Genomic DNA, 25,627 nt, shown 5'->3' on the forward strand with positions numbered 1-25,627 from the left:
GTCACCTCCACCACCGAGTCGACCGCAACAGGGGTCCACGATTGTCGGAACACGTGCACGATTTCCGCCCGACAGCGGGCGGGTCGGATTCAACGGTTCAGCGTGTGGATCGCCTGCCCCATCGCGTTGGCAGCCGCCTCCATCACCGCCTCCGAGAGCGTCGGGTGGGTGTGCACGGTCGCGACCAGATCCTCCAGCGTGGCCCCCATCTCGATGGCCAGCCCGACCTCGGCGATCAACTCCGACGCTTCCGGGCTCACGATCTGTGCCCCGAGGACGAAGCCGTCGGTCTCGTCGGCGACGATCCGGACGAACCCGTCGGTGTCGTCGTGTGTCAGCGCCCGCCCGGACGCCCGGAGGGGTAACTCCCCGACGACGGGCGAAAAGCCCGCGTCCTCGGCCTCGCTCTCGGTCAACCCGACCGTCCCGATCTCGGGGTCGGTGAACACTGCCGCGGGGATCGCCTGCTGGTCCAGCGCGGCCGGTTCGCCCGCGATCACCTCCGCCGCGACCTCGCCGGCTTTCATTCCCTCGTGGGCGAGCATCGGCTCGCCGGCCACGTCGCCGACGGCGAAGACGTGATCCACGTTCGTGCGCGCGCGGTCGTCCGTCGGCACGAACCCGTTCTCGTCGGTCTCGACGCCCGCCGCGTCCAGATCCACGGTGTCGGTCACCGGTTCGCGACCCACCGCGACCAGTGCCTTCGTAGCCTCGTACTCCGAAACCGTGCCGTCCTCGCCCTCGGTGACGACCGTCAGTCCCTCCTCACGTTCCTCCCAGTCGGCGGCGGCCTCCTCGAAGTGGAAGTCGACGCCGAGTGACTTCGCGCGCTGGGTGACCACGCGGGTCACGTCGGCCTCGTACCCCGGAAGCGCCTGATCCAGCGCTTCGACGACCGTGACGTCGCTCCCGGCCTTCGCGAAGACCGTCGCCAGTTCCATGCCGATGTAGCCTGCCCCGACCACGAGCAACTCGTCGGGCACCGACTCCAGCGCGAGCGCGTGCCGGGAGGAGAGGATCAGGTCGCCGTCGAACGGCAGGGCGGGGAGTTCGACCGGCCGGCTCCCCGTCGCGACGACGGCGTGTTCGAACTCGATGGATTCCGAACCCTGCCCCTCACCACCGTGGGCCACTCTCGCTGTATTCTCGTCGGCGAATTCGGCGGTGCCGTCCACGAGGTTGACGCCGTTGCCCTTGCAGAGCCGTTCGACGCCGGTGGTGAGCTGGTCGACCACCCCGTCTTTCCAGGCGGTCATGCCGGCCATGTCGATGGCGGGGTCGGCGTGGACGCCCATGTGTTCGGCCTCGCGGGCCTCGTGGGCCACGTCCGTTGCCGAGACGAGTGCCTTCGAGGGAATACAGCCGTGATTGAGACAGGTCCCGCCGTAGGCGTCCTTTTCGACGAGGGTCACGTCCAGATCGAGCTGGGCGGCCCGGATCGCCGCCACGTACCCGCCGGGGCCCGCGCCGATTACCAGTACGTCGGTGCCAGTCGCGATATCGCCGACGACCATACCACGGCAACGCACCCCCGGACTTTGAGTGTGCGGGTTGGCTTTATTCCTCGCCGGGCCGACGAATCGGAGTATGGAGGAACGCCTGTTCAAACAGACCGACGAGCGCGACGCCGCCGAGACGGCCGCCCTGTTGCGCTCGCTCGCCGACGACCTCGAATCGGGGACCGGCTTCGACGCGCTTGCCGGCGAAACCCTCGACGTCGGCGTCCCGACCGGGATGACCGTCGACGTCGAACTCGACCGCGACACCGACGCCGAGCAACTCGAACTGGAGGTCGAACTGGTGTGGGGCCCCGACGACGAGCGCCCCGTGACCGCGGGACGGACCGACGAGTCCGGCGAGAGCACCGGAACCAACGACCCGGACGGCACGGTCACCACCGACTCGACCACGAATCCGACGGGCCGGGCGGCCGCCGAACCCGGGCCCGCCTCGCAGGCCACCTTCGAGTTGTTCCGGGACAAGGCCGACGAGTGGCGCTGGCGGCTCCGCCACCGCAACGGCAACATCGTCGCCGACAGCGGGGAGGGATACGCCCGCCGCAAGGACGCGGTGAACGGCCTGGAGAGCGTCCAGCGCAACGCACCCGGTGCCGACGTGGAGATCGAGGAGTAGCGTCGATCCGCGGGATCGCTACTCCAGCAGGAGCAGGGTCGGGTCCCGCAGGTACTCCTTCAGCGTGTTCGTGAACCGGGCGGCCTCCGCGCCGTCGATCACGCGGTGGTCGATCGAGAGCGAGAGGGTCATGACGTGGCGGGGGACGACTTCGTCCTCACCGTCCTCGCGCTCCACGACCCACGGCCGTTTCTCGATGGCTCCGAGTCCGAGGATGGCGGTCTCGGGGTAGTTGATGATCGGTGTGGCGTACTCGCCGCCGATGGCCCCGAAGTTGGTGATGGTGAAGGTGCCGCCCTGCATCTCCTCGCGGGCGATCGAGCGGTCGCGCGCCCGCGCGACGAGTTCGTTGGCCTCGCTGGCGATGGACAGGAGCGACTTCTCGCCCGCCCCGTCCAGGACCGGAACCATCAGCCCGGCGTCGGTGGCGGTGGCGATGCCGACGTTGTAGTCGCCCCGCTTGACGATCTCCTCATTGTCTTCGTCCAGTTGGGAGTTGAGAATCGGGTACTCCCGGAGCGCGGCGACGACGGCCTTCACGACGAAGGGCAGGTACGTGAGTTTGATACCCCGCTCTTCGGCTCGCTCCGCGAGATCCTCGCGGGTCTCGACCAGCCGGGTCACGTCGACCTGATCGTGGTGGGTCACGTGGGGCGCGGTGAACTTCGACTGCTCCATCTGCTGGCCGATGGTCCGGCGCACCCCGCGGTAGGGCACCCGCTCTTCGGTGCCGGCCGCGACTTCGGCGCGATCCGGCTCGGCCGCCTGGGCCGCCCCGCCCCCGCCGCCCGCCGAAACCGCCTCGGCGTCCGCTCGCTGGGCCGCCCGCTGGGACTCGGCGTACTGCTGGACGGCCTCGGTCGTCACGACGGCCTCGCCGTCGCGTTCCTCGGTCGCGGGCACCGCGTCGATGTCCACGTCGAGTTCCTCGGCCACGCCACGGGTCGCCGGAGTCGCCAGCGTCCGGTCGCGGTCGACCGGCTCGGTCTCCGTCGGGGCCGCCGCGCTCTCCGTCGTCGGCTGACTTCCCTCGACGACGGTCGGCTGTGCGCCACCCAGCGGTTCCTCCGCCTCGGCGATGGCGGCCTCGGCTTCGTCGCCGACAGCCGTCGCGTCGGCATCGGCTGTCTCCCTCTCGGCGGTCGGTTCGGCTTCCTCGGGTTCGTCCGCGTCGGCCTCGGCCGCGGTGTGCACGTCCATCTCCGTGATGCGACCGCCGGGGCCCGACCCGTCGACGGCGGCGAGATCGACGCCGAGTTCGCGGGCCAGTCGCCGGGCGCTGGGCGCGGCGAACACCCGACCGCCCGACTCGCCGTTCGTACTCGGGGCTGCGGGGTCCTCGGCTGTTTCACCGCCCTCCGCTGGCTCGGGTGCCGCCGCCTCGCCGGCCTCCTCGGCGGCCTCACCCTCGACGTTGAACACGATGATGACCTCGCCGACGGGGACCACGTCGCCGGCCTCGGCGCGCAGTTCTTTGACCGTCCCGTTCACCGGCGAGGGGACCTCGACGACGGCCTTGTCGGTCTCGACCTCGGCGACGGGCTGGTCCTCCGAGACGGGATCGCCGGGGCCGACGAGCCACTGGACGATCTCGCCCTCGGCGACGCCCTCGCCCACGTCGGGGAGTTTGAACTCGCGGACCATCCTAGAACTCCACGGTCTCGCGGATGCCGTCCTCGATGCGCGCGGCCTCGGGCAGGTAGTAATCCTCCAGCGCGTACAGCGGGTAGGGCGTGTCGAAGCCCGTCACCCGGTTGATGGGGGCCTCCTGGTAGAGCAGGACGTCCTCCTGGATGGTGGCGATGATCTCCCCCGCGAGGCCGCCCGTCTTGGGGGCCTCGTGGACGACGACCGCGCGCCCGGTCTTCTTGAACGACTCGACGATGGCCGCTTCGTCCATCGGCGAGAGCGTCCGGAGGTCGACCACCTCGCAGTCGATCCCCTCCTCGGCCAGGTTCTCGGCGGCCTCCATCGTCGGCCGAGTCATCGCGCCCCAGGTGAACACGGACACGTCCGTCCCCTCCCGGCGGACCGCGGCCTCGCCCAGCGGCACGGTGTAGGGCTCGTCGGGCACTTCCTCGCGGAACGCCCGGTAGATGAGTTTGGGTTCGAGGAAGATCACCGGGTCCGGATCGCGGATGGCGCTCGCGAGCAGTCCCTTCGTGTCGTAGGGGGTCGAGGGGATGACGACCTTGAGGCCGGCCTCGTGGACGAAGAAGGCCTCCTTGGACTCGGAGTGGTGTTCGGGTGCACGGATGCCGCCACCGTAGGGGGCCCGCACCACGAGCGGGCAGGTAAAGCGCCCCCGGCTTCGGGTGCGCAGGCGTGCGGCGTGGGAAACGATCTGGTCGAACGCGGGGTAGATGAACCCCATGAACTGGATCTCGGTCACCGGGCGGAGGCCGTAGGCGGCCATGCCGACGGCGGTGCCGACGATGCCGGATTCGGCCAGCGGCGTGTCGATCACTCGGTCGTCGCCGAACTCTTCGATGAGGCCCTGCGTGGCCCGGAAGACGCCGCCGTTCTCGCCCACGTCCTCGCCCATCACGAGGACGTCGTCGTCCCGTTGCATCTCGCCGTAGAGGCCGTCCCGAACGGCCTGTACCAGCGTGAGATCCTGTGCCTCAGTCTCGGTGTCGGTTGCCTGACTCATGTTATTCGAGGAGGGCGTCGTCGCCGTGTCGCTCCCTGATGCGATCGAAGTACTCGAGCTGTTGCTGTAAGCGTTGGGGCATCTCCGCGTAGACGTGGGCGAACAGCTCTTCGGGTTCGGGGCGCTCGACCGACTCCGCCGCGTCGATGGCTTCGGCCACCGCATCGGTGTTCGCCTGCTCGATGGCGCTGACGGCTTCGTCGTCCAGCAGGCCGCGCTCCCGGAGGAACGTCTCCAGCCGCGGGATGGAGTCTCTGCGCTTCCACTCCTCGACCTCGTCGTCGTCCCGGTAGACCGAGGGATCGTCGGCGGTGGTGTGGGCCCCGAAGCGGTACTGGACGGCCTCGATCATCGTCGGCCGCAACTCGCCCTCGCCGGGGTCTTTTGCCTTCTCGACGGCATCGCGGGTGACCTGGTAGACGGCCAGCGGGTCCATCCCGTCGACCTGCACGCCCTCGAAGCCGTAGGCGTGGGCCTTCTGGGCCAGCGTCGCGCTCGCGGTCTGACGCTCGCGGGGCACCGAGATCGCCCACTGGTTGTTGTTACAGAAGAAGACGGTGGGTGTGTCGAACACGCCGGCGAAGTTCATGCCCTCGTGGAAGTCGCCCTCGCTGGTCGCGCCGTCCCCGAAGTAACAGAGGAAGGCCTTGCGCTCGCCCTTCAGCTTCGAGGCCCAGGCCGCCCCCGTCGCGTGAGGGACCTGCGTGGCGATGGGGACCGCCATCGTGAACATGTTGATCTCCTCGGGGACGGCGTTGCCACCCTCGTGGCCCATCCAGAACAGCAGGATCCGTTTGAGGGGGACGCCACGGATCAGCGCCGCCCCGGCCTCCCGGTAGCTCGGGAACAGCCAGTCCTCGGCGTCCAGCGCGTGGGCGCTCCCGACCTGCGAGGCCTCCTGGCCCGACAGTGGTGGGTACGTACCCATCCGACCCTGCCGCTGGAGGGACACAGCCCGCTGGTCGAAGTGGCGGGCTAATCTGATCTCACGGTACATTTCGACGAGTTCCTCGTCACCCAGATCCGGCACCGTCGCGCCCTCCCGGACCTGCCCGTCCTCGTCGAGGATCTCGACCCGATCACCCGGGTCACGCTGTAGGGTACTCATACTGACCTCCGACAACACATACCATACACGTCGCGTCGCTCGGTAATAGGCTTTTGCCAAATAGCTTTCGTTACCACGCAATCTTGCCCGCGCGACTCCGCGCTCGGGCGCTCAGGGCTGTGTATTCTGGAACTTTCAGGTGTGGACTGGGTGCAGAAGTGGACGAACGTTTCGCGGCGCGTGCCGGCGCTGGGGCTGGTTCCCGACGACGAACACTAACTACTCGCTCGCTCGCGCCCGCTCGCGCGCCGCGGCCGGGTCCTTGCCATCCAGCACGGCCTCGACGAACAACTCGCCGGCTCGATACGACGACCGGACCATCGGCCCCGAGGCACAGTAGAGAAAGCCCAGTTCCTCCTCGGCGACGCGCTGCCAGGTGTCGAAGGCGTCGGGGTGGACGTACTCGCTCACTTCCAGGTGCGAGCGCGAGGGCTGGAGGTACTGGCCGAGTGTCACCACGTCGACGCCGACCGTCTTGAGGTCCCGCAGGGTCTGGTAGATCTCGTGGTCGTACTCGCCGACACCGAGCATGAGGCTGGTCTTGGTGTAGATGTCCGATTCCCGATCGACCTGCCGGAGGACCGAGAGGGATTGCTCGTAGCCGGCCCGACGGTCCCGGACGGGCCACTGGAGGCGGTCGACGGTCTCGATATTGTGAGCGATCACGTCGGGTTCGGCGTCGACGATCTTCTGGACCAGCTCGGGGTCGCCCTGGAAATCGGGAATTAGACACTCCACCAGGATGCCGGGGTGGCGCTCTTTGATCGCACGGATCGTCTCGGCGAAGTGGCCCGCGCCCTGATCGGGCAGGTCGTCGCGGTCGACGGAGGTGAGGACGACGTAGTCCAGTCCGATCTCGGCGACGGCGTCGGCGACCTGCTGGGGTTCCTCGGGGTCCAGCGGCTCCATCCCGCCAGTCTGCACGTCACAGAAGTTACAGCCCCGCGAACAGCGCTCGCCCATGAGCATGAATGTCGCGGTGCCCGGACCGTCTCTGCCCGACCAGCACTCCCCGAGATTGGGGCAGTTGGCCTCCTCGCAGACGGTGTGGAGGTCGTGCTCGCGCAGGGTCTCTTTGATATCGGTGAAGCGCTCGCCCGACGGGGGCGCCATCTTGAGCCAGTCGGGTTTGCGGGCGCGACTCATTACCAGACAGAAGGGGCCGTCGGGAGAAAAGCCTGGGGTTCCGGGGCCGGTCAGGCTCTGACCCGACAGCGGCAGTGTCGGTCAAACGCGGTACGCTTCGACGTCGAAGTCGGTACCCACGAACGTGCGGCCTCGACCCACTGTCCCGGCGAATCCCCTCGTCGAGAACGAATCGCGGACCTCGCCGGTCCGGTGGTCCCGGGCCTGTGCCTCTCCGCCGTCCTCGACGACGAACGCGGAGTCCAGCGCCACGCTCGGGAACGATTCCAGGCCTTCGTTGCTGTGTTGCCACAGTACGTCCCCCGAAGTCACGTCGAAGGCGTACATCGGCTCCCCCTCGAAGCCGGCGTTGACGAGCGCAGTCTCGTTGGTCGAGACCGCGTCGGCGTTGAGCAAGTCGGCGTCGACCGGTGTCTCCCACCGTTTCTCGCCGGCCGCCAGGTCGACGGCCACGACTCCGTCGTACCCCGGGCCGAGGAGTGTCGACTCGGTCGTGGTCGCGGTCGACGAGAGGCCGACCGAGTCGATACGCCAGGAAGTCGTGCCGTCGGGACCGGACGCCGCGAGGTCGAACCCGTCGTCGACGACGAACTGCCCGTCGTACGCCCCGAGCAGGTGACCGCTCTCGGCGAGCGTCGCGGTCCGGCGTCCACCCGCCTTCTCGTGGACGACGATCCCATCCGGCGTCTTCGCCCCGACGTGATCGCTCGTCGTGAATAGTTGGCTGTAGGCCAGCGTCTCCTGCCCGCCACCATCACGCTCCCACCTGACGCTGCCGTCTCCCGCGTCGATCCGTATCAACTGTCCCGTCGTGTCCATGGCGTAGAGACCGTCCGCGTCGGCAGTCAGCCCGTCCAGGCGCTCGGGTGTCGGGCCCGACCAGCGTTTCGTCCCGTCGGCCAGTCCGAGTGCCGCCAGCCCGCGTTCGTACGTCGTATAGACGGTCTCGTCCTGCATCGCCAACGGAATGTCGACGCCGCCGATCCGGTCGATCCCGAGATCGGCCTTCCACTGGCGCTCGAACCCGACCGGCCGGTCCCCACCGGATCCGGCTGTCCCGGTCGGCGTCCCCGTGCCGGCGTCGCTCTTCCTGCCCTCACGCCCGCCGGAGCCGAGACAGCCGCCGAACAGCGCGGTCCCCACCGTCGCTACGTACGTCCGTCGTCGCATACTACCGACACGTCGCTTGACTAAGGAAAGTGTAGTGCACTTCCTGTCGCCCTGGCGGCCGAGCCACGGTGTCGGCCGCGACGGAAACGCCTATACTCTCGGCACCCCCGGTTGCTGTCGTGCCAGGGAGCGTAGATCACGAGCCGCAGGTGGCCATCGACGAGGTCCTCCCCGAGTTCGCCGACGCCTTTCCGTTCGAGTCGTTCAACCGGATGCAGTCGGAGGCCCTGCCGGCGCTTCTGGAGCGCGACGACAACGTCGTCGTCAGCGCGCCGACCGCCAGCGGCAAGACCGCGATCGCCGAGGTCGCGATCTGCCGGGCCCTCGAGGCCGACGGGACCGCCCTCTTTCTCGCTCCGCTGCGAGCCCTCACCAACGAGAAGGAAAGCGAGTGGGAGCGCTTCGAGGACCTGGGCTACTCGGTGTACGTCGTCACCGGCGAGCGCGACCTGAACCCCAGACGAGCGGAGCGGGCCGACATCCTCGTGATGACCCCGGAGAAGGCCGACTCGGCCACCCGCAAACACGATTCGCCACGTTACGGCTTCGTCACCGACGTGGACTGCTGTATCATCGACGAGGTCCACCTGCTGGACTCGGACCGCCGTGGCTCGGTGCTGGAAGTCACGATTTCGCGACTCCGACGGCTCTGTGACCCCCGCATCGTCGCGCTCTCGGCGACGATGCCCAACGTGGACGACGTGGCCGAGTGGCTCGACGCCCCCGCCGAGACGACCTTCGCCTTCGGCGAGGAGTACCGCCCCGTCCCGCTGGAGGCCGGCGTCAAGACCTACAGCCACGGCGAGAACGCCTTCGCCGACAAGTACCGCCGGCTCTACCGGGCGCTGGATCTGGTGGAACCGCACCTCCGCGAGGACGGTCAGGGACTCGTCTTCGTCTCCTCGCGCCAGGACACGGTACAGGCCGCGAAGAAGACCCGCGACGAGTTGGCCGAGCGGGACGTGCCGATGGGTGCCCGCGGGGACTACGACTTCCATCAGGAAGCCGAACAACTGCAAAACGAGACCCTCCGGAAGTCCGTGCTGGACGGCGTGGGCTTTCACCACGCCGGGCTCTCGAAGGACGACAAGACCCTCGTCGAGCGCTGGTTCCGCGAGGGAACGCTGGGCCTCCTCTTTTCGACCTCGACGCTGGCGTGGGGTGTCAACCTCCCCGCCCGCTGTGTCGTGATCCGGGACACGAAGCTCCACGACCCGCTGGAAGGGGAGGTGGACATGAGCCCGCTGGACGTGCTCCAGATGCTCGGGCGAGCGGGGCGGCCGGGATACGACGATCAGGGCTATGCCTGGGTCGTCTGTGACCGGTCGGACGCCGACAAGTACCGCCAGTTGCTCCGGGACGGCAAAGAGATCGAGTCGCGGCTGGCCACGGACCTGGACGCCCACCTCAACGCCGAGATCGTGCTGGGCACGGTTCGGGACATCGACGACGTACTCGACTGGATCGAGACGACCTTCTACGCCGTGCGGGCCCGGTCGGCGCCCGACCGCTACGATTCGGACGGCCAGTTGCGCGACCGCGTTAGCGACACGCTAGAGCAACTGGTCGACCGCGGGTTCGTCGAGCGCGACGGCCTGTCGCTCTCGCCGACTCGTCTCGGCCGCCTCGCCTCGAAGTTCTACCTGCGGCTGGACACCGCCCGGGAGTTCGCCGACCTGGCGCGCCGGGCCGACGGCGGCGACGGGACCGCGACGGAACTCACGACCGACGACGTGTTGCGGGCGGTCGCGACGGCCGCGGAGTTCGACAGCGCGAGCGCCCGCAAGGACGAACGCGACGCCGTGCGCGCCGTGCTGGGCGACCGCGAGCGCGACCTCGACCCCGGCCCGCGGAAGGTCCTCGCGATTTTGGATTCGAGCATGGACTCGGCCACGCCGGCGGAACTCCGGAGCGACGCGTGGGTGATCCGACAGAACGCGCTCCGCCTGCTCGCGGCGCTCCGGGCCTTCCTCGATCACCTGGGGACCGCCGCCGCGGCCAACCTCGCCGCCCGGGTCGAGGCCCGCATCGAACACGGCGTCAGCGAAGACGCGGTCGGGCTGACCGCGCTCGACGGCGTCGGCTCCGGCCGCGCGTCCCGGCTGGCCACGAAGGGGCTGCAGTCTCCGGCCGACGTGCGCGAGGCTGGCGTGTCGGGGCTCGTCGAGGCCGGCCTCTCCGAGGGCGTCGCGAAACAGGTCGTCGGGAGCGCCCAGTCACTGCCCGACCTCCGGTTCGACTGGGGCGAGTTCCCCGAATCGGTCGCGAGCGGCGGCAACGAGATGTGTGAGGTGACCGTCACCAACCAGGGCGACGGCGCGCGGGCGGGCGTCCGCGTCACCGTCAACGGGCACGAGATGACCACGACCGACGGGTACCTCGGCACGACGACGCTCCCGGTCGGCGTGTTCGGCGGCGACGCCGACACGCTGACCTACACCACCGAAGTCCACTTCCCGGATCTGCCGCTCGCGCCGGTTTCTGCCTCCCGTACGGTCCGCATCGAGTGATCGATTCACCGAAACGGTTGTAGAGCAGCCGATAAAAGTTCTAAATGTCTCTCGACACGTCCTAAAACGTTAGAGCGTCCCACGACCGGAGACAGTCCGCCGGTAAAACGCGACTGAAGAAGGGGAAACTCGCAAAAACGAGGCGAATTCTCGGCAAGCGTCGACCCGTTATATGGAGGTATCCGTCCAAGGAGTGAGTGCAGGGAGACCCCACGATGTCCACGCAATCGACCTCCACGTTCGACGGCTTCGCCGACTGGACCGCCCGCAAAGATGCCGGCCGCAAGCTCCTGGCGCCAGTGCGGTTTCTGGGCTTCTGGAGCGCGGTCGTCCTCCCGCTCGTGTTGTTCCCGATGATGGTCTCGGGACTGGCCGGCGAGTACCTCCCGCTGTTCGCGGCGCTGGTCGTCGCGAACCTCGCCGGCGCGGTCCTGGGCCGGGACTACAACCGCGACTGACGCCGTGGACGCGTGGGCTCGCCTGCCCCACGGTCCCCGAACCCGTCTCCACTGCCCTCCACCCGTCTCCGCCGACGCCGAAGCCGACGGGACCACCCCCACTCCCCCACCCTCCGGATCGGGCCGCCCGCCCGATCCGTCTCTCCCACCGACGCGTCCGGATATTTATGTACCAGACCACGACCAGCCCGGAGTATGCCCGAAGAAACCCGCGTGCTGGCCGGCGAGTGTACCATCCGCGACGACACCGAACCCGACGACCGCCGTGGCGACGTAATCGTCGTCCGCAAGCCCGACGATACCGTGCTGGTTCACGGGGCCGAGGGGTACCAGCCGGTCGCGTGGCTCACCCGCGCCGAGACCGTGACCGCCGCCGACGGCGTCCTCACCGCCACCGACGGCGACCAGTTGCTCCGCGTCGAAATCCACGAGACGTACGCCGACGACGGCTATCCCCTCGCGAACGTCGGGATTCCGGTCGGTGACTGCCCGGACTGTGACGGCCGTCTGGTTCGGGACGACGGGACGGTGACCTGCCTCGACTGCCGGACGGCGTACGGATTCCCGCGGGACGCGACGATACTGACCGAGTCGGCGTGCGACTGTGGGTGCCCGCGGATGCGCGTCCGACGCGGGCGCGCGTTCGAGGTCTGCATCAACAGGGAGTGCGAGTCGCTGGACGAGGCGGTACGGACCGCCTTCGACCGCCAGTGGAACTGTCCGAACTGCGACGGCGACCTCCGGATTCTCCGACGGGGCGGCCTCCTCGCTGGCTGTGAGCACTACCCCGACTGCGAGACTGGGTGGGGCATCCCGACCGGCACCGTCGTCGACGAGTGTGCCTGTGGCCTGCCGGTCTTCGAGACGGCGGGCGGCCAGCGGTGTCTGGACAGCGGCTGTCAAGAGACGGACCGAGCGAAGGCATCCCCGTCGTGACTGTGCCGTCGAGACCGTGGGGGCTTTGTCGCCGCGCGGGCGAGAAGCGGTATGGACGCGACGCTGTCTTCGGGCGTGGTTCGTGCCGGTCGCCAGGCCCGCGAGCAGTTCCACGACGCTCGTGGCTACGGCGACCCCGACGGCGAGGGGGTTCGCCTCGCACCGGTCGAGGCCGCCCACCTGCTCTACCGCGGCGACCTCGATGCAGTCGACGGCATGGGATTTCGGGAATTCCTGGCCTCGGCGGCCTGCCCGGACCTGCACTTTCTCGTGTACAAGGACCTCCGGGACCGGGGCTTCTACCTCTCGCCGACCGGCGTCGACTGGGTCGAGGACTACGGACAGACCGACCTGGTGGTCTACCCGCGCGGAAAGGGGCCCTGGGACGACGAGATCGCCTACCGCGTGCGGGTCGTCAGCGAGCGCGCGACGGTGCCCGCCGCCGACCTGGGCGACGTGGTGCTTGCGGTCGTCGACGAGGAGAGCGAGATCACCTACCTCGAAACCGACCGGCCCGACGTGTCGGGAGCGACCGACTACGGCCCGCCCGGCGACACGCCGGGCTCCCTCTTGGACGACCGCGTACTGGTCTGGGACCCACCTGCCGACCTCTACGAGCGGGGGTTCTACGGCCAGCCGCTGGACCGGGACGGCGAGACCGTCGAGACTCTCCAGCTCTCGCTGGTAGAAGCCGCCTACCTCGTTCGACAGAATGCGCTCGTACTGGCGACCGACGGGGACGACGAGACGGCTGTCCTCGACAGGGGCCGAACCGTCGAAGGCGACCGGTTCGACCGACGACTCCGGGTCTACTCGGCGCTCCGGGAGGCCGGCGTGGTGCCAAAGACCGGCTACAAGTTCGGCGCGGACTTCCGGACCTACGCGGACGTGGAGTCGGTGTCGGAACTCAGCCACTCGGAGTTGCTGGTGCGGGTGGTGCCCGACGGCCACGGGTTCGCGCCGCGGGACCTCGCGCTGGACGTGCGGCTGGCCGGCGGCGTGCGCAAGCGGATGGTGTTCGCGCTCACGGCCGCGGGGATCGAGTGGCTCTCGGCCGAACGGCTGACGCCGTGAGTGGAAACGGTTAAACACCTGCTCGCGGTTACGTTCACCCAAGATGGCCGCTTCCGACGGATGGCGCTGGCGCTGGCAGAACCCTCCGGAAGCGGACAGTCTCGTGACCCCGGCCGCCCGGTGACGGCGGCCGCGGTGGCGTTGCTCCCTTCGCTTTTCGAGTGCCCGACAGACAGACACTGGATACGATACAGATGACACGCGAACCCGACACCGACACGGACGAACCGACCGCGGACGGCGCGGACACTGACGCGACTCGACAGGACCCGCTGCCGGACGGTGGCGCCACTGGCGCCGACGACGTGGCGCTGGACCCGTGGGGCTCCTCCACGGTTTCGGACTACCGCAAACTGTTCGAGGAGTTCGGCATCGAGCAGTTCGAGGAAGTCTTAGACGAGGTGCCCGACCCGCACTACCTGATGCGCCGGGGCGTGATCTTCGGCCACCGCGACTATCGCGCCGTCGCTCGCGCCATGCGAGACGACGACCCCTGGGCCGCCCTCTCGGGGTTCATGCCGACCGGCGATCCCCACATCGGCCACAAGATGGTCTTCGACGAGATCATCTGGCACCAGCAGCAGGGCGGGGACGCCTACGCCCTGATCGCGGATCTGGAGGCCCACAGCGCTCGCGGGCTCTCCTGGGACGAGATCGACGAGCACACGCGCAACTACATCCTGAGCCTGCTCGCGCTGGGGTTCGACCCCGAGGCGGGCGACCTCTATCGACAGTCGACCAACCGCGAAGTCCAGGACCTGGCTTTCGAACTCGGCATCGAGGCGAACTTCTCGGAGTTCCAGGCCATCTACGGCTTCGACGGGGAGACCGACGTGTCCCACATGCAGTCGGTCGTCACCCAGATGGCCGACATCCTCTATCCCCAGCTGGACGAGCCCAAACCCACCGTCATCCCGGTCGGACCGGACCAGGACCCGCACATGCGGTTCGCGCGGGACCTGTCGACCCGGATGCGCTACTTCAAGGTGACAGACGCGTTCGCCAGTTTCGAGTTGACCGACACCGAGCGGGAACTGGTTGCCATCGCCTACGACCACCGCGAGGAGTACGCCGAGGACCTCGACCAGCCCCGGTGTGGCGAGGCCGGCGAGTGGCTGGCCGACTACGAGACGAGCGCCGGCGAGGCCCGCGATGCGGCGGTCGAGAAACTCGACAACGCCGGCAAGGAACCCCTCCGGCCCCGGACCCGTTTCCTCGACCGCAACGCCACCGACGCGGCCTTCGACGCGCTGGTCGAGGAGATCGACGGCGAGAAGCGCCGCTACGAGGCCCACGTCGACGCGTTCGACCTGGATCACGCCGAAGCCGAGGAACTCGCCCGGCAGGTCGAGGTCGACCACGGCGGCTACGGGTTCATCCCACCGTCCTCGATCTACCACCGGTTCATGACGGGGCTGACGGGCGGGAAGATGTCCTCGTCGATCCCGGCGAGTCACATCAGCCTGCTCGACGACCCCGAGGAGGGGTACGACAAGGTGAAGGCGGCGACCACCGGTGGCCGGGAGACGGCCGAGGAACAGCGCGAGAAAGGCGGCAAGGCCGACGAGTGTCCGGTCTACGAACTGTACGCCTACCTGCTGTCGGGCGACGACGACGAGTTCGCCAAGGAGGTCTACGAGGAGTGCGTCGGCGGCGAACGCCTCTGTGGCGGGTGCAAAGAGCAGGCCGCCGAGTTGATGGAGCAGTTCCTGGAGGACCACCAGGAGAAACGCGAGGAGTGGGAAGACAAGCTGGACGAGCTGGACTTCGAGTTCGACTCGGATCGGAAGCGAGCGAGCGGCGACTGACGGGGTAGGCCGTCGTTGCCCCTCACACGCCGTCCAGCGCCGCGACGAGCAACTCCGCGGTCGCCTCGGCGGCCACCTCGCCGCCCTCGGTCGTGATCTCGACCACGTCACCGCCGGTGTCGACGAGGACTCTCGCCGCCTCGCCGCTGCCCTCGATCATCACCTCGGCGGCCTGTCCGCCGACGTCGACGACTGCGTCGGCCCGTTCTTCGGCGATGCTCGCGTCCGGTTGCGTGACTGTCGACACGTCCAGTTCGCCGGCCTCCGGGAGGCTGGTGCCGTCGAGGACGCGCTCGATGGCCGACGGTCCCAGTCCGAAGTCCGCCAGTCCGTCCTGCAGTTCGATGGCCACGTCGGTCAGCGGCGTCGGGTCGGCCAGCGGCACCGCCTCCGACAGCAGGTCGACGACGGTGTCCCGGTTCCGGTCCCGTGAGTCACGATCTCCCATGTGTGACTGTGGCTACAGAATATCGCTTAGGTCTTGCGCTCGCGGGCGACAACGGTACGTTTTTGGCGCCCCATCACAATCGCTCGCACATGGCATCCGAGCCCCACTGCCGGTCGGTCGTGCGCCAGGGAGTCCCGAGAGCGGGGTTCGACTTCTTTTTCGCCGCCTGAGTCCGGCGGAGTTCGGGCGGCGGGGGGACCCGCCGGGCGAACGAAACCGGTCGCACGCGGGACGCGTTTCTAGCGGTGTGACCCGCGAGCCACGAGTGAGAACCGTTAACTGACCGACCCGCGCGGTACGTAACAACGACTACCCACGCATGAAACTGCCACAGGCACAGGTCGCGGTGTTGGAGGCCGCGAGCGCAGACGAGCAACGAACCATCGACCGCATCGCCGAGGCCACCGACCTCAAGCCCGAGACCGCCACGCGCGCGGCCTTCGAACTCGACGACGCGGGCCTGCTGGAGGTGACCGAACGCACCACGAGCGACGTGGAACTGACCGAGGAGGCCGAGCGCTACGTCGAGGCGGGGCTGCCGGAACTCCGACTCTACGAGGCCGCCGTCGAGGCCGGGGCCGACGAGGAACCCGTCGGGATGGGGCAGGTCATCGGCGCGTCCGGGCTGGAAGGCGACGCCGTCGACATCGCGCTGTCGAACTACGCCCGGAAGGGATACGGCGAGATCGACAGCGGCGAGATCGCTGCCGACCCCGAGGCCGACCCCGACGCCGACGACGAGGCGACCGCGCTGGACGCCCTCGCCGAGGGTGCCGGCGCGTACGCTCGCGAGACGGCACTGGAGGATCTGGACAACCGCGGATTGATCGAGCAGACCGAGACCGTGATCCGGTCGGTGACGCTGACCGACGACGGGGTCACCGAGTTGATGGCCGGCATCGAGACGGCCGAGACCGTCGGCCAGGTCACCTCCGAGATGCTCACCAGCGGCGAGTGGGCCGAGGTGGAGTTCGCCGAGTACAACGTCGAGGCCGACGCCGAGCGGGTCGTCCCCGGCCGCAAGCACGCCCTCCGGGAGATGGCCGAACGCGTCACGGACGTGCTGGTGGGGATGGGTTTCCAGGAGATGCAGGGCCCCCACGTCGACGCCGACTTCTGGATCAACGACTGCCTGTTCATGCCCCAGGACCACCCGGCGCGCAACCACTGGGACCGGTTCGCGCTGGAGAGTCCGGAAGCCATCGACGAACTCCCCGAAGACCTCGTCGAGCGCGTCGAGAGCGCCCACCGCGAGGGCGTCGGGCCGGACGGCGAGGGCTACCACTCGCCGTGGGATCTGGACTTCGCCAAGGCGCTGGCCCTGCGGGGTCACACCACCTCGCTCACCGCTCGGCACCTCTCGGGCGAGGCGATGGGCGACCTGGAGCCGCCCCAGCGCTTTTTCTCCATCGAGAAGGCCTACCGCAACGACACGCTGGACGCGACCCACCTGCTGGAGTTCTTCCAGATCGAGGGCTGGGTGATGGCCGAGGACCTCTCGGTGCGTGACCTGATGGGGACGTTCACCGAGTTCTACGAGCAGTTCGGGATCACGGACATCGAGTTCAAGCCCCACTACAACCCCTACACGGAGCCCAGCTTCGAGCTGTTCGGCCGCCACCCGGAGACGGGCGAGATGATCGAGATCGGCAACTCGGGCCTCTTCCGGCCCGAGATGCTGGAACCGCTCGGCGTCGACTGCGACGTGATGGCGTGGGGACTGGCGCTGGAACGGCTGTTCATGCTCGCGACTGGAGCCGAAGACATCCGCGACGTGCACGGGACGCTGGTCGATCTCGAATTCCTGCGGGAAGAGGAGGTGACCTACTGATGCCAACCGTCGAAATCGATCCCGACGAACTCCGCCGCCTGACCGGCCACGACGAGAAAGACGACGCAGCGTTGAGAGAGGACCTGTTCGGCCTCGGCCTCGAATTCGAGGGTGAGACCGACGACGGCGAGTTCGAACTGGAGTTCGCCCCCGACCGACTCGACCGCCTCTCCGTGGAGGGTGTCGCCCGCTCGCTGCGCTACCAGTACGGCGACGACCGCGGGGTGTACGTCCCCAGCACGAACGACGCCGAGTGGACGATTCGCGTCGCGGACGTGCCCGAGGACCGCCCGTACGTGACGGGTGCCATCGTCCGGGGGCTGGACATGGACGACGCGGCCCTCGAATCGCTGATCCAGGTCCAGGAGAAGCTCCACGCGACGATGGGCCGCCAGCGTGCGAAGGGGGCCATCGGCGTCCACGACCTGACCATGCTGAAGGGTGAGACGCTGAAAGAAGACGACGACAGCGCGAAGTCGGTCACCTACACCGGCGTCGACGCGGACGAGGAGACGATGGTGCCCCTCGAAGGCGACCAGGAACTGACACTGCGGGAAGTGCTCGACGTTCACCACATCGGGCAGGAGTACGCCGACCTCGTGGCCGACTACGAGTCGATGCCCGCGATCTACGACGAGATCGGGCTGTTCTCGTTCCCGCCGGTGGTCAACGGCCGCCGGACGGAAGTCTCGGCCGACTCGCGGGACCTGTTCATCGAGATGACCGGCACCGACCAGTGGACGGTCGACAAGATGTTGAACATCGTCTGCTACGCCCTGGACGCCCGGGGCGGGCGAGTCGAGGAAGTCAACGTGGAGTACACCGACGACGCGCCGGTGACGCCCGAGGCAGGGAGCGAACTGCTCCGGCCGGATCTGGTGACCAAGACCAAGACCGTCGTCCACGGCGACATCGAGACCATGCTCGGCGTCGACCTGGACGAACGGGACGTGGTCGACCTGATCGAGCGGGCGGGGATGGACGCCGAACCCACCGAGACCGACGACGGTGCGGCGGCCTACCGGATCGAGGTCCCGCCCTACCGGGTCGACGTCCTCCATCCGGTCGACCTGATCGACGACGTGGGCCGGGCCTACGGGTTCAACGAACTCGAACCGCGCTACCCGGACGTCTCGACGGTCGGTGGGCGACACGAGCGCTCCCGACTGGAAGACGCCGTCCGGGACCGCCTGGTCGGGCAGGGCTTCGAGGATCTGCTCAATTTCCACCTGATCGACGAGGAGCAGAACTACGAGCGGCTGAACGCCCAGCAGGGGTCAGACGTGGTCGGCGGCGGCGAAGCCGTCACCATCGAACAGCCCTACAGCGAGGACTTCACGATGGTGCGGTCGTGGGCACTCCCCTCGATCATGATGGTCCTGGAGAACAACACACACCGCGCGTACCCACAGGACCTCGCGGAGGTCGGGTTCTCGGCCCACGTCGACGAGCGCGAGAACACGAACGTGGCCGAACGCCGGACCGTCGCCGCGGCGCTGTGTCACGCCGGCGCGTCCTACGAGGACGCGAAGGCCGCGCTCAGAACCCTCGTGGACGGGTTCGACGAGGATCTGGAGACGCCCGCCACGGAGCACCCGACTTTCATCTCCGGTCGAACGGCCAGCGTCGTCATCGACGGCGAGGAAGTCGGCGTCGTCGGCGAGGTCCATCCCGAGGTCATCGTCGAGCACGACGTCGAACTGCCGGTGGCGGCGTTCGAGTTCGATCTGAACGCACTCCGATAAGCACCACGAACCTGGGGAGAACTGCCGGGTGGCTCACTGCGTTCGTTCGCGTCCGGTGCCTTCGTGAGTGACCGCAGGGAACGAACGCTCGAGAGGCACAGAGCGTCTTTCGGTGAACCACCTCGCTCCCGACGGTCGCTCGGTGGACGCTCGGACTCGGTCCAGGACCGAACGGAACGAGGTCGCGGGTTTCGGTCCGTTCTTTCGTCGCTATCGGTCGACGGACGACGGGCGTGCGCTCCCGCCGCTGGCGCGGACTTCGCCGGTGATCTCGAAGCGCGCGCCGCCCGTCTCGCTCTCGGTGACGGCGATCTCCCAGCCGTGGGCTTCGACGATGGTGCGGACGATCGCGAGGCCGAAGCCGGTGCCCTCTGGGTCGGAGCTGAAACCCTGTTCGAGGACCTGTCCGCGGTGGCCGGGCTCGATACCAGGGCCGTCGTCGTCGACGAAAAAGCCGGCCTCGCACTCGCCGACGGTGACGGTCACGTCGGGGCCGGCGTGTTCGACCGCATTGCGAAAGAAGTTCTCGAACACCTGGAGGAGGCGACTCCGGGACCCGTCGACGGCCGCGTCGGCCGGGACGTCGAGAGTGGCGTCCCTCGTGTCGACGTTCCCCCAGGCCTCTCGCGCGACCGTCGCGAGGTCGAGGGGCTCGGTGTCGTCGATGGTCTTGCCGAGGCGAGCGAAGGTCAACACGTCGTCGACGATGGCCTCCATCCGGTCGAGCGCCTGTTGGGCTTCCTCGAGATGTTCCCGGTCGTCGCCGGCGTCGATCAACTGGAGCCGGCCGCTGGCGACGTTCATCGGGTTGCGCAGGTCGTGGGAGACGATGCCGGCGAAATCCTCGAGCTGGTCGTTCTGTCGTTCGAGTTCGTCGGTCCGCTGTTCGAGCTTCCGTTTCCGTCGCTCGCGGTCTGTCACGTCGTGGATCAACGCGACGTATCCCTGCATCTCATCGTCCTCGGTGAGCGCGCTGACGAGGACGTCGAAACACCGTGGATCGCCGCCGTCGGATTCGATCCAGAGCCCGGTGTAGCGACCGTTGACCACTTTGCTGGGGTCGACGGTCATGAACTCGGGCGGGCCGTCGGCGAACAGGTCCCGCGGGATCACCGCTTCGAGGTCCTTCCCGACGACGCGGCTGTCGGCCTGTCCGACCATCCGTTTGCCGAGCGGGTTCGTGTCGACGATGCGGCCCTGGTGGTCGACCACGAGGAAGCCAGTCCCCATCTCCTCGATGGCCTGGTCACGCGCCAGCGGCGTGAGGTTCTTCGAGTGACGGCCGACCGTCGCCAGGAGGCGCTGGAGCGGCAGGAACGACAGGGTCCGGTAGCTGACCGTCACCACGAGCGAGAGGGTGCCGAAGAACAGGAACCCGAGCGGGGTGAGCGTGTAGTACGGCGTCGGGCTCAGTCCGAGGACGGTCACGAGATGCGTGGCGTGTAATACGCCGAGCAAGGCCAGCAGGAAGAACGTGCGCTTGCGAAAGACGTTACGCGACCGCAGGAACATCTTGTAGAGGAGGAATTCGCTGAGAAAGAGCAGGGCGTTGCCGAACGCGTAGTGGACGGTCATGAGATCGTACCCGAAGGCCCCGAACGCCTCGCCCCGGCCGAGCGCGAGCGTCACCTCCGGCGAGACGAGTTCGTGGCCCACCAGCACCAGGGCGATCACGACGAGCGGTTCGAGGAGGACCAGCGTCTTCAGGGGCCTGCCGACGCCGTCGGAGCGGCCCGTGTACGCGAGGGTAAAAAGCAGGAACAGCGAGGGGATGGCGATGGCGCCTGCCATGGTGATGCGGTTGCCCAGCAGTCGCATCTCCAGGGCCGTCGTCGAGACGACGATCACCTGGCCGGCCGCCCAGAGCGCGATCGCGAACGCCGCCAGCGAGAGCCACGTCGCACCGCCTTTCGGTCGCTCGCGCCAGACGACGGCCGTGACCGCGACCCCGAGTAGCGCCGACAGTAGCAACAGGAGCGTGTACGGCGTCACCTCCCAGGGCATACGGGGACGTGACTGCCGGGGGGGATAAACCTCTCTTCCGTGTTATCTCGCCTGATACTGGTTCAGTCGACGACGGCCCGTACGTCCCGGTCGCTGGCGAGGCTCTCGCCGGTGATGTCGACTCGTGCACCGCCCGTCTCGCTCTCGGTGACGGCGATCCCCCAGCCGTGGGCCTCGACGATGGTCTCGATGATCGCGAGCCCGAAGCCCGTGCCGTCCTCGTTCGTAGTGAACCCCTCGTCGAAGACCTCTTCGCGCTCGGATTCGAGGATGCCGGGCCCGTCGTCGGCGACGAAGAAGCCGCCGCCATCCTCGAGCGTGCCGACGGTGACGGCAACCTCGGGACCGCCGTGTTCCACGGCATTGCGAAAGAGGTTCTCGAACAGCTGGCGAAGACGGCTCGGGTCGCCGTCGACGGCCGTATCGACGGCGACGGTGAGGGTCGCGTCTCTCGTGTCGACGGTGTCCCAGGCCTCGGTCGCGACCGCGTGGAGTTCGACGCGCTGGGTGTCGCTGACCGACTGGCCGCTGCGCGCGAGTGTCAGCACGTCGTCGATGCTCTCGCGCACTCGGTCTATAGTGGCCCTGGTGGGCCCGACGTGTTCGCTGCCGATCTCGCGCTCGAGCAGTTCGAGGCGGCCGTCGGCGACGGTCAGTGGATTCCGACGGTCGTGGGAGACGATGCCGGCGAAGTCCTCGAGCTGTTCGTTCTGTCGTTTGAGCTCCCTGTTCTGTTCCTTGAGCTTCCGCTTTCTTCGCTCGCGGTCGGTCACGTCGTGGATCAACGCGACCGATCCCGACCCCGCGTCCTCGCCCAGGTTCGAGACGAGGACGTCGAAACAGCGCTGTTCGCCCGCCGGCGTCTCGACCCAGATACCCGAGTACCGGCCGCTCGTATCGTTACCTCTCCGATCGCCGTCGAAAAAGGCCGGCGTCCCCTCGACGAATATCCCCGGTGGGACGACCGTCGAGCCCTCTTTGCCGACGACGCGTTCCTCCTCGCGTGCGAGGATGCGCTCGCCCATCGGGTCGATGCCGACGATGCGGCCGGCGTGGTCGATCACTACGAACCCGGTCGCCATCTCCTCGATGGCGCGCTCCCGTGCGATGGGCGTGAGATGCTTCGAGTGGCGGCTGAACGGCCGTAGTAGCCGCTGGAGCGGGAGGAACTCGAAGCTCCGGTAGCTCACCAGCGCCAGCAACGAGAGCGCGCCGAACAGCAGGAAGCCAAGCGGCGTCAGCGTCTGATACGGCGTCGGGCTCAGACCCGCCACGCTCAGGAACTGACAGGCGTGGAGGAAGACGATCAGCGCGAGCAAAAAGAAGGTGCGCTCGCGACAGACGTTGCGCGAGCTCAGAAACATCCTGTAGAGGAGGAACTCGCTGACGAACAGCAGTGCGTAGCCGTACGCGTGCCGGGCGATCAGCAACGGACCGTACTTGACGAACAGCGCCGCGCCCTGCGCACCGGCCACGAGGGTTCCCTCGGCGAGCACGAGGGGACTGCCCGCGAGTGCCAGTCCGCTCAGGACGGTCGGCTCCGCCAGCAACACGGCGAGCAGGGGCACACTGACGCGGTCACCGTGCCCGGTGTACCCGAGCGAGAACAGGAGCCACAGCGTCGGCGTGAACAACATCCCGGCGACGGTCAGGCCGCTCCCCAGCAGGCGGACCGACTGCGTCCCACTGGAGACGACGGCGACGGCGACGGCCGCCAGGGACAGCCACGTCGACCCGGCCTTGGGCCGCTCGCGTCAGACGGCGGCGGCGACGACGAGCCCCAGCACTCCCGAAACCGCGAGTGGGACCGTCAACCCCGATAGATGGCAGGTCACTGATTCGTCTAGAGACGAACGATCCGTTGAAAATTCCCGCCGGTTACCGTGGCCGATACGGGTTCAGTCCAGATCCGCACCGACGGCCTCGGACACAGAGTCGAACCCGTCGCGTTCGAGCAGGTCGAGCAGGCCGCGGTTGATGTCGCGGGCGATCCCCGGCCCACGGTAGACCAGGCCGGTGTACAGTTGGACCACGCTCGCGCCCGCGCGGATCTTCCGGTAGGCGTCCTCGGCGGTCGCCACGCCGCCGACGCCGACGACCGGGGCGTCGGTGCGTTCGGCGACGAACCGGACCAGCTCCGTCGCCCGGCGCTCGATGGGCTTCCCGGAGAGGCCGCCCGTCTCGGCGCGGTTCGGACTGCGCAACGAGGCGGGTCTGTCCGTCGTCGTGTTCGTGGCGACGACGCCGTCGAGATCGAGCTCGTCGACCAGATCGAGGGCGTCCTCGACGGCCGGTTCGGGTAGGTCCGGCGAGAGCTTCACCAGCAGGGGTGAGGCCCCGGCGTCCCGGAGTTCGCCGAGAATCGCCGCCATCGAGTCGCGGTTCTGGAGTTCGGCGAAGCCCTGGGAGTTGGGACAGGAGACGTTGACGACGAAGAAGTCACCGCCACCCGCGACCTGTTCGTAGGTCTCGCGGTAGTCGGCCGGCGCGTCCTCGGGGGCGACGTGCTCGGACTTGGCGACGTTGACGCCGACGGGAACGGGGGCGTCGGTGGCCGCCAGTCGATCGCCGACGACGGCCGCGCCGTGGTTGTTGAGCCCCATGCGGTTGACGAGCGCCTCGTCCTCGCGGAGGCGGAACATCCGTGGGCGTGGATTGCCGGCCTGGGGGACGGCCGTGACGCCGCCGACCTCGACGAAGCCAAAGCCCAGCGCCGCGAGTGCGCCGGGGATCTCGGCGTTCTTGTCGAAGCCGGCCGCGACGCCCACGGGGTTGGGGAACGTCTGGTCGAACGCCTCGACGGTCAGCCGATCGTCCTCGACGGTGTAGTACCGGGCCATGACGTCGGTGATGGGGGTGCCGTTGACGACGTCGAGCAGGTTGTGGACGCTCCGGTGGGCAGCTTCGGCCGGGAGTCTGAACAACAGCGGTTTTGCGAGTTCGTAGATCACACTCTCTCCTCGTGGGTTGGTGGTCGGCGATGGCTCGGTACGTCCGCGGCGTTAGAACTCGTGTTCGACGTCCTCCGGGTCGGCCTTCTGGATGATGATCTTGTTGTCCCGTACCCGAACGAACACCTCGTCGCCGATCTCCATACCGGCGACCGCCAACTCGTCCTCGTGCAGGTTGATGTGGACGTTGTGGTACTCGCCATCCTCGTCCTTGGCGCCACTCGGACTCAGCTTCTTTTTTCGCACCATCGCGCTATCGTACGTCGTGGTTCGCCGTAGGAGTTACTTAAGCTTACCGTGCGAGGTCGGCCTCTCGCCCGGGGCACTGGCGTCGAACCGTCCGGATGGGAGCGCTTTCGACCGCGCCCGCGCGCCAGCACGCTCGAAATCCGCCCGATACCGGCGGATTCTCGCCTAAACCGTCGACCGGTTTATCGGATAGTATATAAATTCACCGCCGGACGGCGGGGGGATCCGGGGGTATATTTATGGTGGGTCATGTGCTGAATTGACACGGAGAGGCGAAAACCATGGCACGTGACCAAGATAAGCGTAACTTCGCGCTTCGAGAAACGAACGGAGACGAGTCCAGCGTCTTCTCCGGTGGCACACCCCGGCAGGCAGCACTGAAGGCAGCCCGGCGGCTCGATCCGGCGAGCAGTGAGTCCGCCGCCGATCGAACGGAGCTTCGGCTCCGCGAGAAGGGAACGCACAAGGTGCACATCTACGAGGGATGGGCCTGGGAGGAAGGCGCGCCGGACGACAAACCCGACTGGATGCCCGACGAGATCACCAAAGGCAACGTCGAGAAACAAGGTGTCGAACACCTCGAAGAGATCTGAGTACGCGGCTTCGACGGGAGGTTTCTTTGATGATCGCTTCTCGCACACGCACACGGGCACGTACCCACAAACATAACACCGTCTCGCTGCAACCCTCGACTGCGTGGAAACACCCGGCCAGACCGAACGCACCACGCGCGGGATGACCGGCCGGCCTCCGCCCACGCGATAGTTCCTGCCGCGTCGGTCACCACAATCTACTAGAATCCATACACATACGAAAACCGTCAGTCGGTCGAGCGCGCGCGAGCAATTCCCATGGAATCGCCTGCCGTATCGGCTCCGGTTCGACGGGCTTAAGTAAATCACCCCCATCGGAAGAAATACGAAGGCGGGGCGGTGGGACGGACCCCACTGCCCGGCGGTCTGCATCGATCCCCTTAAGTCTACGAGGGGGATCTTCGCAAACACACACGGCCTTCCCGGATGCGGATTCCGGGCGAGCCTGATCCGATGCCCTTAAGTGGAACAGGGCACTCGGAAGGAATGCAGACACGGCCGGTCCGGGGCCGACATCGCCCGGCAGCGGTCCGAACGAATATCGACACCCTTATACGGTGTCCTGATGTACAGTTAGGTCCGCAATGAATGAGGATTCCACCCCTGCGGTCCGCCGTATAGATGGGATCTGATGTTAGCCCTGGCAGTTCGGTGACACTCGGTCGGTCCGTGTGTCGTCGAACGTGTTATACCTTCGATAGTCACACTCTTTCGAGAGTGTGTCCCGCCTATCCCTCCTGGCTTCGGCCAGGAGACATTCCGGTTGATCCTGCCGGAGGCCATTGCTATCGGAGTCCGATTTAGCCATGC

20 protein-coding genes are annotated in these 25,627 nt (G+C 67.7%); 9 read left to right on the forward strand and 11 right to left on the reverse strand.

Features of this window, described 5'->3' with window-relative positions; translation table 11 throughout:
* Positions 1–89: 89 nt before the first annotated feature.
* Positions 90–1,514, reverse strand: coding sequence for a dihydrolipoyl dehydrogenase (lpdA, locus tag EAF64_RS19455; protein ID WP_129070644.1), 1,425 nt, complete (start codon positions 1,512–1,514; stop codon positions 90–92).
* Positions 1,515–1,587: 73 nt separating this feature from the next.
* On the opposite strand from lpdA, the gene EAF64_RS19460 reads away from it, so the two are divergent.
* Positions 1,588–2,133, forward strand: coding sequence for an HVO_2922 family protein (locus EAF64_RS19460; RefSeq protein ID WP_129070645.1), 546 nt, complete (start codon positions 1,588–1,590; stop codon positions 2,131–2,133).
* Between the two features lie 18 nt (positions 2,134–2,151).
* Here EAF64_RS19460 and EAF64_RS19465 read toward each other — a convergent pair whose 3' ends face one another.
* From EAF64_RS19465 to EAF64_RS19485, 5 genes are all read right to left on the reverse strand, one after another.
* Positions 2,152–3,777: a dihydrolipoamide acetyltransferase family protein gene (locus EAF64_RS19465; RefSeq protein WP_129070646.1), complete on the reverse strand. Its 1,626-nt coding sequence runs from the start codon at positions 3,775–3,777 to the stop codon at positions 2,152–2,154.
* Between the two features lies 1 nt (position 3,778).
* Entirely contained in the window at positions 3,779–4,786 is a 1,008-nt protein-coding gene (locus tag EAF64_RS19470) for an alpha-ketoacid dehydrogenase subunit beta (RefSeq protein WP_129070647.1), read from the reverse strand.
* 1 nt (position 4,787) lies between these two features.
* Positions 4,788–5,894 carry a pyruvate dehydrogenase (acetyl-transferring) E1 component subunit alpha gene (gene pdhA / locus EAF64_RS19475; protein ID WP_129070648.1) on the reverse strand — a complete coding sequence of 369 codons (1,107 nt, stop codon included), beginning with the start codon at positions 5,892–5,894 and terminating at the stop codon, positions 4,788–4,790.
* Positions 5,895–6,113: 219 nt separating this feature from the next.
* Entirely contained in the window at positions 6,114–7,040 is a 927-nt protein-coding gene (gene lipA, locus EAF64_RS19480; protein ID WP_129070649.1) for a lipoyl synthase, read from the reverse strand.
* An 81-nt stretch (positions 7,041–7,121) separates the two neighbouring features.
* On the reverse strand, positions 7,122–8,210 hold the full coding sequence (locus tag EAF64_RS19485; protein WP_129070650.1) for an outer membrane protein assembly factor BamB family protein: 1,089 nt from the start codon (positions 8,208–8,210) through the stop codon (positions 7,122–7,124).
* Positions 8,211–8,359: 149 nt separating this feature from the next.
* Here EAF64_RS19485 and EAF64_RS19490 point away from each other — a divergent pair, with 149 nt between their 5' ends.
* The 5 genes from EAF64_RS19490 to EAF64_RS19510 all read left to right on the forward strand — a co-directional run bounded on the left by EAF64_RS19490 (position 8,360) and on the right by EAF64_RS19510 (position 14,996).
* Positions 8,360–10,720 (forward strand): DEAD/DEAH box helicase, encoded by a 2,361-nt coding sequence (locus EAF64_RS19490; RefSeq protein WP_129070666.1) that lies wholly within the window; start codon positions 8,360–8,362, stop codon positions 10,718–10,720.
* Between the two features lie 215 nt (positions 10,721–10,935).
* Entirely contained in the window at positions 10,936–11,178 is a 243-nt protein-coding gene (locus tag EAF64_RS19495) for a hypothetical protein (protein WP_129070651.1), read from the forward strand.
* A gap of 195 nt (positions 11,179–11,373) precedes the next feature.
* The gene (locus tag EAF64_RS19500) at positions 11,374–12,114 is read left to right on the forward strand and encodes a DUF91 domain-containing protein (RefSeq protein ID WP_129070652.1); all 741 of its coding nucleotides are present in this window, start codon (positions 11,374–11,376) and stop codon (positions 12,112–12,114) included.
* Between the two features lie 51 nt (positions 12,115–12,165).
* Positions 12,166–13,188, forward strand: a complete 1,023-nt coding sequence (gene endA, locus EAF64_RS19505; RefSeq protein WP_129070653.1) for a tRNA-intron lyase — start codon at positions 12,166–12,168, stop codon at positions 13,186–13,188.
* 194 nt (positions 13,189–13,382) lie between these two features.
* Positions 13,383–14,996 carry a tryptophan--tRNA ligase gene (locus EAF64_RS19510; protein ID WP_129070654.1) on the forward strand — a complete coding sequence of 538 codons (1,614 nt, stop codon included), beginning with the start codon at positions 13,383–13,385 and terminating at the stop codon, positions 14,994–14,996.
* A gap of 22 nt (positions 14,997–15,018) precedes the next feature.
* Here the strand turns inward: EAF64_RS19510 and EAF64_RS19515 are convergent, their stop codons facing one another.
* On the reverse strand, positions 15,019–15,444 hold the full coding sequence (locus EAF64_RS19515) for a hypothetical protein (RefSeq protein ID WP_129070655.1): 426 nt from the start codon (positions 15,442–15,444) through the stop codon (positions 15,019–15,021).
* A gap of 319 nt (positions 15,445–15,763) precedes the next feature.
* Here EAF64_RS19515 and pheS point away from each other — a divergent pair, with 319 nt between their 5' ends.
* Together pheS and pheT are read left to right on the forward strand one after the other, a co-directional pair.
* Positions 15,764–17,275 (forward strand): phenylalanine--tRNA ligase subunit alpha, encoded by a 1,512-nt coding sequence (pheS, locus tag EAF64_RS19520; RefSeq protein WP_129070656.1) that lies wholly within the window; start codon positions 15,764–15,766, stop codon positions 17,273–17,275.
* On the forward strand, positions 17,275–19,020 hold the full coding sequence (gene pheT / locus EAF64_RS19525; RefSeq protein ID WP_129070657.1) for a phenylalanine--tRNA ligase subunit beta: 1,746 nt from the start codon (positions 17,275–17,277) through the stop codon (positions 19,018–19,020). Before pheS ends, pheT begins: the two co-directional genes overlap by 1 nt.
* Before the next feature lie 210 nt (positions 19,021–19,230).
* Here pheT and EAF64_RS19530 read toward each other — a convergent pair whose 3' ends face one another.
* The 4 genes from EAF64_RS19530 to EAF64_RS19545 all read right to left on the reverse strand — a co-directional run bounded on the left by EAF64_RS19530 (position 19,231) and on the right by EAF64_RS19545 (position 24,224).
* Positions 19,231–21,024 carry a sensor histidine kinase gene (locus tag EAF64_RS19530; protein WP_129070658.1) on the reverse strand — a complete coding sequence of 598 codons (1,794 nt, stop codon included), beginning with the start codon at positions 21,022–21,024 and terminating at the stop codon, positions 19,231–19,233.
* A 62-nt stretch (positions 21,025–21,086) separates the two neighbouring features.
* The gene (locus EAF64_RS19535; protein ID WP_325051217.1) at positions 21,087–22,748 is read right to left on the reverse strand and encodes a sensor histidine kinase; all 1,662 of its coding nucleotides are present in this window, start codon (positions 22,746–22,748) and stop codon (positions 21,087–21,089) included.
* A gap of 174 nt (positions 22,749–22,922) precedes the next feature.
* On the reverse strand, positions 22,923–23,975 hold the full coding sequence (locus tag EAF64_RS19540; protein ID WP_129070660.1) for a quinone-dependent dihydroorotate dehydrogenase: 1,053 nt from the start codon (positions 23,973–23,975) through the stop codon (positions 22,923–22,925).
* A gap of 51 nt (positions 23,976–24,026) precedes the next feature.
* A complete protein-coding gene (locus tag EAF64_RS19545; protein WP_049995293.1) occupies positions 24,027–24,224 on the reverse strand; it encodes a hypothetical protein in 198 nt (65 codons plus the stop codon).
* 281 nt (positions 24,225–24,505) lie between these two features.
* Here EAF64_RS19545 and EAF64_RS19550 point away from each other — a divergent pair, with 281 nt between their 5' ends.
* Entirely contained in the window at positions 24,506–24,817 is a 312-nt protein-coding gene (locus EAF64_RS19550; protein ID WP_129070661.1) for a non-histone chromosomal MC1 family protein, read from the forward strand.
* Positions 24,818–25,627: the final 810 nt, after the last annotated feature.

The organism is Halorientalis pallida, from assembly GCF_004118325.1.
In the GTDB taxonomy this organism is placed as follows: Archaea; Halobacteriota; Halobacteria; order Halobacteriales; family Haloarculaceae; genus Halorientalis; species Halorientalis pallida.